8 protein-coding genes and 1 pseudogene are annotated in these 8,010 nt (G+C 70.3%); all 9 read right to left on the bottom strand.

The genetic code is table 11. From position 1 onward, the window contains the following. Positions 1 to 377: 377 nt before the first annotated feature. On the bottom strand, positions 378 to 848 hold the full coding sequence (locus AB0H32_RS44955; protein WP_361134426.1) for a DIP1984 family protein: 471 nt from the start codon (positions 846 to 848) through the stop codon (positions 378 to 380). Positions 849 to 893: 45 nt separating this feature from the next. Beyond that, on the bottom strand, positions 894 to 1,472 hold the full coding sequence (locus tag AB0H32_RS44950; RefSeq protein WP_361134423.1) for a TetR family transcriptional regulator: 579 nt from the start codon (positions 1,470 to 1,472) through the stop codon (positions 894 to 896). Positions 1,473 to 1,644: 172 nt separating this feature from the next. Next, on the bottom strand, positions 1,645 to 1,995 hold the full coding sequence (locus AB0H32_RS44945) for a hypothetical protein (protein WP_361134420.1): 351 nt from the start codon (positions 1,993 to 1,995) through the stop codon (positions 1,645 to 1,647). A gap of 103 nt (positions 1,996 to 2,098) precedes the next feature. After that, positions 2,099 to 2,938, bottom strand: coding sequence for a PaaX family transcriptional regulator C-terminal domain-containing protein (locus tag AB0H32_RS44940; RefSeq protein ID WP_361134417.1), 840 nt, complete (start codon positions 2,936 to 2,938; stop codon positions 2,099 to 2,101). An 82-nt stretch (positions 2,939 to 3,020) separates the two neighbouring features. Next, the gene (locus tag AB0H32_RS44935) at positions 3,021 to 3,815 is read right to left on the bottom strand and encodes an Asp/Glu racemase (protein ID WP_361134414.1); all 795 of its coding nucleotides are present in this window, start codon (positions 3,813 to 3,815) and stop codon (positions 3,021 to 3,023) included. A 33-nt stretch (positions 3,816 to 3,848) separates the two neighbouring features. Further along, entirely contained in the window at positions 3,849 to 4,754 is a 906-nt protein-coding gene (locus AB0H32_RS44930) for a fumarylacetoacetate hydrolase family protein (RefSeq protein ID WP_361134411.1), read from the bottom strand. Positions 4,755 to 4,930: 176 nt separating this feature from the next. After that, positions 4,931 to 6,043, bottom strand: a complete 1,113-nt coding sequence (locus AB0H32_RS44925) for a cupin domain-containing protein (RefSeq protein ID WP_361134408.1) — start codon at positions 6,041 to 6,043, stop codon at positions 4,931 to 4,933. After that, complete coding sequence (locus AB0H32_RS44920) at positions 6,040 to 7,185, bottom strand: carbon-nitrogen hydrolase family protein (RefSeq protein ID WP_361134405.1); 1,146 nt, start codon at positions 7,183 to 7,185, stop codon at positions 6,040 to 6,042. Before AB0H32_RS44920 ends, AB0H32_RS44925 begins: the two co-directional genes overlap by 4 nt. Position 7,186: 1 nt before the next feature. Next, positions 7,187 to 8,010, bottom strand: a pseudogene (locus tag AB0H32_RS44915) (bifunctional salicylyl-CoA 5-hydroxylase/oxidoreductase); the annotation flags it as partial.

Below are 8,010 nucleotides of genomic sequence, written 5' to 3'. Positions count from 1 at the left end.
TCCGCGTTCACCCCCGTGGGGGGCGCCGGCGCGGGCACCCCCGCGTCCCCGCCCCCCGGGGGGGGGGGCCCCCCCCCCCTGGGGGGGGGGGCCCCCCCCCCGCCGCCCCTGCGTATCCCGGACGCTGTCGTGTGCCGCGTCCGCTGCGCTGTGGAAACCCCGAGCCCGCCCTCGCCGTCCTGGATCTGCACGTGGTGATGTGCTGTGCGTTGTGCACCATTACCTGTACGCGATGCTGAGCTGCACTGTCGATGGGGAGTCGAACCCCTGCGTTGCTCTCCACGCGCCAGGAGTGGACCGGAAACCGCCGGCCCTCGGTGTGTGCACGCCTCCAGGACAGCTACCTGCTCCACAGCGTCACGCCCTGCCGGGACTGCTCAGTCCAGCAGGTCGACCTCCCAGTTCGTGCGCTGGATGCGCACATCGATCTCCCGGATCTCCCGCGCGAGCAGATCTGCCTGCGCGCGAAGGTCTGCGACGGGAAGTGCGGGGAGCATCATCAGTTCGGAACGAAGCTGCCGACCGTAGCCCCGCTCGCCGGTCCCCGCTGCCGCATCGGCCGCAGCGGTGATCACCGAGTGGCGCAGCCGCAGTGTGTCCCGGCGCGCGAGTGCATCGGTGAGGGTGCCGTCGTGGCCCATGTCCGTCACTGCGTTGGTCCGGTTGATCCGCCGGATCAGCGTCTCAAGGGTGGTCAGCACCTCGTCGGCCTCGGCCAGCAACTGGTCCGCGGCCTCTGCCGGCGTCTCGCCCTCCTGGTGACGGGCGTTACTGACAATGCGCGCCCGCAGTTGCTCCACGCGGCGTGTCGCTTCTGCTCGTTCTGCGAGCGCCTCGGCAAGCTTCACTGTTCCGACGTCCCGTCCGTTGCAAACATCGCATGAGTATACAAATCACGAGGCGGCCACGATGCGCTCCACCGCGGCCGTCACCAGCTGCTCGCGCTCTGCCTCCGTGAAGACGTCCGGGAGGGTGAGCTGCTCGACGATCAGCCAGTTCAGAGTCAATATCAGCAGCTTGACGGCCATGGCGTCACCGGGGAGGCCCGAGGCCTCGTGGTAGGCGACGTTGGCGTCGACGTCGGATCGGACCCGTTCGGTGAGCACCTTGCGCAGTTCGGGGCGGCGGGTGGCCTCGAGGCGGAGTTCGAGCAGTGCCAGATAGCCGGTGCGGAAGGAGGCGACGCGGCCGACGAGTTCACGCATCAGCTCAGTGTAGGTTTCCCGGTCGCGGCCGGCCGTCTGCTGGCGGGCGATCGTGGCCTCGTCGGGCTGCAGTCGCTCATAGACACGGGCGCCGGCCTGGGTGAGCAGATCGTCGCGGCTGGCGAAGTAGTTGGACGCGGTGCCGGCGGGCACGGCGGCCTCGGCGTCCACCGCCCGGAACGTCAGGCCTCTGGCGCCTTCCCTCGCCAGCACCTCGATCGCAGCATCGACGAGGGCAGCACGTCGCTGATCATTGCGCCTCACCATGGGTGCCCTTCCCTACGCAGCACTACGTTCGAACCACTTCAGACAGAGTACTACGCACGGAGTCATCAAAGGCGCGAAGGCTCGTGCACCACGTGGGCGTCACGCCCGCCGGCCGCAGCACGGCTGGGGCAACCCCTGTGCCGTGCGCGGCCGCCCGGTGTTCAGCCTTCGCCTACCGCGGAGCAACGCTCCAGGCGAGGTCGGGGATGTAGCTCGGGGTGGCCGTGAAGCCGGTGACCTTCCTGGCGTTGTACGCGTACAGGCCGTCCATGCGCAGGACGGAGACGAACCGCGCCCGGTCCACGACGAACCGCATGACGTCCTGGCAGAGCGCGGGTTGCTTGTAGGCGGGGGCCGCCCCGGCCGTGTTCAGCATGCGCGTGAGCCTGGGGTCGGCGGTGGCGAAGGGGTTGAACGCGGTGGCATGCGGCAGCATCCAGTCCAGGGACAGGGCGTAGCCGGTCGCACCGCCGTAGCCGAAGCCGAGTGCCGGAACTTCCTGGAGGTGGCGCCTGCCAGCCACTGGCCCACGCTCGTGTCGGTGGTGATGACCTCACTGGAAGGCTGGATCTGACTAGTCAGTTACACGGTTCAACGATGCCGGATGCGCCAACCCTGACGAGTATTCAGTCCGACGCCCCGTCCTCCTGCAGGCCTGTCACGCTCCGTACGTGCCGCAGGCTCGGCTCGGCCAGCACGGCCTGCAGTTGCTGGAAGAGCTGGCGCGCCGCGACCGCGTTCCAGTCGTCGGGCAGGAGCTCCTTGGGCAGGCCCGGGTCGAGATAGGGCAGGCGTCGCCACTGCGTGAGCATGGGAACGTAGTGGCGGAACGCCTCCCTGGTGTCGATGTCGGACCGAGTCGTCAGGCGCGCCGCCACGGGGCCGTAGGTCTCGGTGAACTCGGCGTACTGCGCCTGGATCGCCGGGAAGTCCCACCAGGAGCTGACCGAGGCACGCAGGTCACTGAACGCCACGTACTGCGACGCGAAGAGGTGCACGTACTCGCTGAGCCCGAGCCGGTCGAGAGTGGCGCGGGCGTCGTCGAGGAGGCGTCCGGGTGCGAGCCACACCCCGGAGGTGATGTTGCCGAAGCCGAGCCACGTCAGGCGCGTGCGGAGCTGGTACCGGTGAGCCCGCTCGGACTCCGGCACGGAGAAGACCGCCATCGCCCAGCCGTCGGACAGGTCCGCCGGCTCCAGACTGCCGAAGATGCGGCGGTCGCCCTCGTCGAAGACGGGGTGGACGGCCGGGCTCAGGCGGTAGCCGTTGGCGCCGCGCCGCTCGGGTTCCAGGATGCCGCGCTTCTTCAGCCGGGAGATCGCCGAACGTACCGCCGGGCCGTCCACATCCAGCTCGCCCATCAGGACGATCAGGTCGGCGATGGAGATCCATCCGCCGAGACGGCGCAGGAAGGCTCCGTAGACCGTGTTGATCAACGAGCTGGGCCTGATGGGGCTGTCCGACATGATCGCCTTCCGTCGTGTGCGGGGGCGATCCTACCGAGCGTCCGGAACGCCCGGGCCGATGGACAGGGGCTCGGGCGACCGGTCAACCAGCGGTCGCCTCCCGCCGGGGCAACGGCGTCCCGGCGTACGCACCGGACAGCAGATGGCCCGCCCCGGGCGCGACGGCCGGCAGGCCGAGGGTGCGCAGCATCTGGTGCGCGGTGCACACCGCCGCGGAGACGACGGGCTTGCCGAGAAGCTGTTCCGCCTCCTCGACGGCTCCGAGGGAGGGCATCTGGACGCAGGCGGACAGGACGACGGCGTCCGCGTCGGTGTACTGGAGCGCGCGGGCGATCCCGGGCAGCTCGGCCGGGTCGTGCGCGGCGACGTCGAGGTTGTCCGGGATCTCCAGCGCTGTGTAGTCGAGGACCTCGATACCCTCGTGCGTCAGGTACTCCACCACCGTCCGGGTCAGCGGCCGCATGTACGGGGCGACGAGCGCGATCTTCTCGGCGCCGAGGGTGTGCAGACCGTGCACGAGGGCGCCGGCGCTGGTGACGACCGGCGCCGGGGCGCCGTTCTCGGCCGTACGGGCGTGCAGGCGTTCCTCGGAGGTGCGGTGGTAGCCGAGTCCCATGCTCATGATGGCGACCAGACACGCGTAGCCGAGGACGTCCACGCGGGCGTCGGACAGTTCGACGGCGCAGCGGTCGGAGTCGGCGTCCATCGACTTGAGCTGCTCGGGCGTGACGTGGGTCATGCGCATGCGGCTGGAGTGGAAGGTGAAGCGTTCCGGGGCCACGCTCTCGCGGGCGCGCAGGATGGCGGGGATCTCGGTTTCCATCGTGACGTTGGAGCTGGGCACGATCTGGCCGATGCGGTAGGTGCGGTGGGCCATGGTCTCTCCGTGGAGCTGAGGCGGCGGTGAGGGTCAGCGGGCGTCGACGACGGGGTTGGTGAGGGTGCCGATGTGCTCGACGGTGGCTTCCACGGTGTCTCCCGGGACGAGGAACTCGGGGGGCACCATGCCGGCGCCCACCCCGGAGGGGGAGCCGGTGGCGATGACGTCGCCCGGTTCCAGGGTCACACCGGAGGAGATGTCCGCGATGAGGCGGGCCACGGGGAAGAGCATGTGGCGGGTGTTCGACTTCTGTTTGGTGACGCCGTTGACGCGCAGTTCGAGGTCCAGTGCCATGGGGTCGGCGATCTCGTCGGCGGTGACGACGACGGGGCCGAAGGGCGCGTAGGAGTCCTGGCCCTTGGAGAAGAACCACTGGCCGGAGCGCCGCTGGTCGCGGGCGCTGATGTCGTTGACGATGCTGTAGCCGAAGATGTGGTGGTAGGCGTCCTCCTCGCTGACACGGAAGGCGGTGCGGCCGATGACGACGGCGAGTTCGCACTCCCAGTCGAGCTGCTGGGTGAGGTCGCCGTTGTGCAGGATCGGCTGTCCGGGGCCGGTGACGGCGGTGGCCGGCTTGCTGAAGAGGACGGGGCGCGGGGGCAGTTCCTTGTCGGTGTCGAGGCTGCGGCTGGACTCCGCGACGTGTTCGACGTAGTTGAGGCCGACCCCGATGATCTTGCCGGGGCGCAGGGGAGTGCGCAGCTCGACCTGTTCGAGGGCGTGGACGGCTTCCGCCGGCCACCCGGACGGGTCGCCGGCTAGCAGACGCCGCGCGGTGTCGTGGACGTCGGCGTTCGCGCGGACGAACGTCAGCAGGTCCTCGGGCAGTGCGGTGCCGTGGTGGGCGGCCAGGGCGGCGACGTCGATGACACGGTCACCGCTCTGGGCACCGAGGCGGGCGGGGGCGTGGTCGACGGTGTAGGTCACGAGGCGCATGACGGCTCCTTGGCGAGTGGGGAAGGAAGGAACGGCGAGGGATCGGGGTGGCGGTGCGGATCGTGCCTCCGCCCCCCGGGGCCGAGGCGATGCGGGGCAGGTGCGGGTCGCCGCCGGTGCATCGCCGCCGCGCCGGCAACCGTTGTCAGGGCCGGCGGTTCCGGCCCGGCGGAGGCTCACACGGTGGGCTGGTGCCCGCCGTTGTCGGTGTACGCCTCTTCGCGGTGGAAGCCGAGGGAGCGCATCACCGGGAAGTCGTTGAACGAGAAGAGGCAGGCGTCCTCGCTCCGGTCGAGGTTCGCGTGTTCGTGCCAGGCCCAGGACGGGACGCAGAAGATGTCACCCTGCTGCCAGTCGTGGCGCCGGCCGGCGATGACCGAGTAGCCCCTGCCCTTGGCCGCGGTGTAGACGACCGACCCGGTGTGGCGGTGGGCCCGGGTGGCCTGCCCGGGGCGCAGGAGTTGCATGTGGGCGCCCATGGTGGGCATGACGGAGCCGCCGGTGACCGGGTTGGTGTACTCGGCGATGACGCCGTCGTACGGGGAGCCTTCGCTGGCCTTGGCCAGGTTGCGCAGTGACTCGTAGGTGGGCTCCCACGGGTAGGCGAGCAGGGGCGAGTAGGGGCGGGTCCACTTCTCGGCCCCGTGGGGCAGGAGGTTGGCGCCGTAGGTGAGGACGGAGGAGTTGATCACCTTTCCGGGCTGCTGGTACAGCTCGGGGTGGACCTCGTAGAAGCCGGCGTCGAGGGCGTTGACGAGGGGGATGTCCAGGCCGTCCTGCCAGATGACGGGGGCGTCGTCGGCGTCGTTGCCGTGCTCGTGCCAGGTGCCGTTGGGCGTGATGGCGAAGTCGCGGGGACCGACCTTCAGCTTCTGGCCGTCGACGATCGTCCAGGCACCGGTGCCCTCGTGGACGAAGCGCAGAGCGGCGGCCTGATGGCGGTGGGCGGTCATGGACTCCCCCGGCCCCATGATCTGCAGGCCGGTGTAGAGGAGGCCGACGGCGGCGCTCACGTCCTTGCGGCCGGGGTTGACGAGCATGACGACCCGGCGTCCGGCGTCGTCGGCCTCGACCAGGTCGAGCGCCTTGCGCACCAGGGGGCGCAGGGTGTCGTAGCGCCACAGGACCGGTACGGACTTCGGCTGCGGGTACCACGGCTCGATGTCGTTGGCGACCGTCCAGAGGGCGCCGGCCTCCAGTTCGGCGAGTTCGCCGTAGTAGGCGGTGAGCTCGGGGGTGTCGGACACACGGGCCCGGCCCAGCCTGTCGTCGTCGTGGTCGGCGGTCATGAGTCCTCCTTCGTGGCGCCGGCGGTGCCGGTGTCTTCGGTCGGGAGCGGCGGGGCGGCGGCCCGGTGGGCGGGGTCGGTCGTGAAGGTGACCGGGGTGCGTGGGGTGTTGTCGACGTGCAGGCGGAAGACGTCGAAGCGGTTGTAGTGGCCGACGATGTCGTGCATCTGCTTGGGCTGGATGCACTTGGACAGGTCGATGTCGCCGTAGACGATGCCCTCGTCGTCGACGAGCGGCTCGGTGACGGGGCGGCCGTCGGGTCCGAAGATCCCCGAGAGTGCGCTGCGGGGGCGGGCGAGCATGCGGCGCACGTCCTCGTCGTCGCCGGCCACGGTGTCCACGATCTCCGAGGAGATCGTGGAGCAGGCGACGACGGAGAAGAGCTTGCCCTCGAAGCTGTGGGCGGCCGTGCGGACGGCGATGGCGTCCGCCATGTCGTAGTCCTCCGGTGCGACCGGCAGCGCGATGTAACTGGCTGCGTGCACCAACTCGCCCTGGGCGAGCAGGGTGAAGCGGGCCAGGGTGTTGGTGTTCTCACCGCACGCCAGCGCGCCGAGCGGCCCGACGGGCGTTGGATGAACCTTGAGGGAGCTTCCGTCCCCGCCGGTCCAGGTGAGCTTCTCCGCCCAGGTGGGGACCAACTTACGGTGTACGCCGAGGAGTTCGCCGTCCGGCCCGATGGTGAGCAGGGTGTTGTAGAGGATGCCGAGGCTGTGGGGGCTCCGTTCGTTGACGCCGATGACCATGACGACCCCGTGCCGGCGGGCTGCCGCGCGCAGGGCGTCCACGTGCGGGCCGGGGATGTCGACGGACGCCCGCCACAGGCGCTCGAACCACGGGGAGCCCTGCACGGGGTTCATGGTCCAGTTCCAGTAGGGGTAACCGGGGACGAAGACCTCGGGGAAGACGACCAGTTCCGCGCCGTGGGAGGCGGCCTCCGCCAGGAGGGACACGGTCTTGTCGACCGTGGCCGCGGGATCCAGGAAGACCGGCGAGGACTGCACGGCTGCCGCCCTGAAGCGGGGCAGCCTCTCCGTCCGTTCCCCCACCTGTTCCCCCATCTGTCGCTCCCTCTGCTCCTCCATCTGCTCCTCCATCAGTTCCTCCGGCTGTTCCTCCATCAGTTCCTCCGGCTGTTCCACGTCAGACGGCTGTCGCCGCGAGCCGGGGAAGCCACCGCTGGTGCACGGGTGCGGGAGCGTCCCGGAGCAGCTGGAGGCGGGGCGGCACGCGGTCGGTGCGGGCGCCCGGCGGCCTGCCGCTGCCCGCCTTCCAGGACGCCGGCCAGGGCGCGGCCGGTCCGGTGTACTGCTGGGCGGCCGCGGCATGGAGCGTCCACAGCGGGTCGTGGAGCTGGGCACGGCCCACGGCGCACAGATCCGCCCGGCCCGCCAGGATCAGGGAGTTGACGTCGTCGTACGTGGAGATGGCACCGACGGTGATGACGGGCACGCCGACGGTGTTGCGGATCAGATCCGCGTACGGCGTCTGGTAGCTGCGGCCGAAGTGCGGCCGCTCATGGGCGACGACTTCTCCGGTGGACACGTCGATGGCGTCCGCTCCCGAGTCCGAGAGGGCGCGGCACAGGGCGACCACGTCGGCCTCGCCGATGCCGCCGTCGGCCCAGTCGGTGGCCGATATCCGGATGATCAGCGCCTTTTCGGCAGGCCATACGACGCGGACCGCGCGCAGTACTTCCAGGGGGAAACGCATCCGGTGCGCGAGGCTGCCACCGTAGGCATCAGTGCGCGTGTTGGTCAGCGGTGACAGGAAGCCCGACATCAAGTGCCCGTGTCCGTACTGGAGTTCCAGCACGTCGAAGCCCGCCCGGTCGGCGCGCCCGGCCGCGGTGACGAATTGCTGCACGATGGCGTCCATGTCCTCGCGGGTTGCCGCGCGGGGTGTCACGCTCCCGGCGTCCCAGGGGAGGGCGGACGCCGCGACCAGCCGCCACCCGGCGTCGCCGA

The sequence above is a fragment of the Streptomyces sp. NPDC020362 genome (assembly GCF_040642095.1).
Taxonomy (GTDB): domain Bacteria; phylum Actinomycetota; class Actinomycetes; order Streptomycetales; family Streptomycetaceae; genus Streptomyces.
Note: the sequence above shows the minus strand (reverse complement) of the source record. Positions and strands in the feature narration are given on the sequence as shown.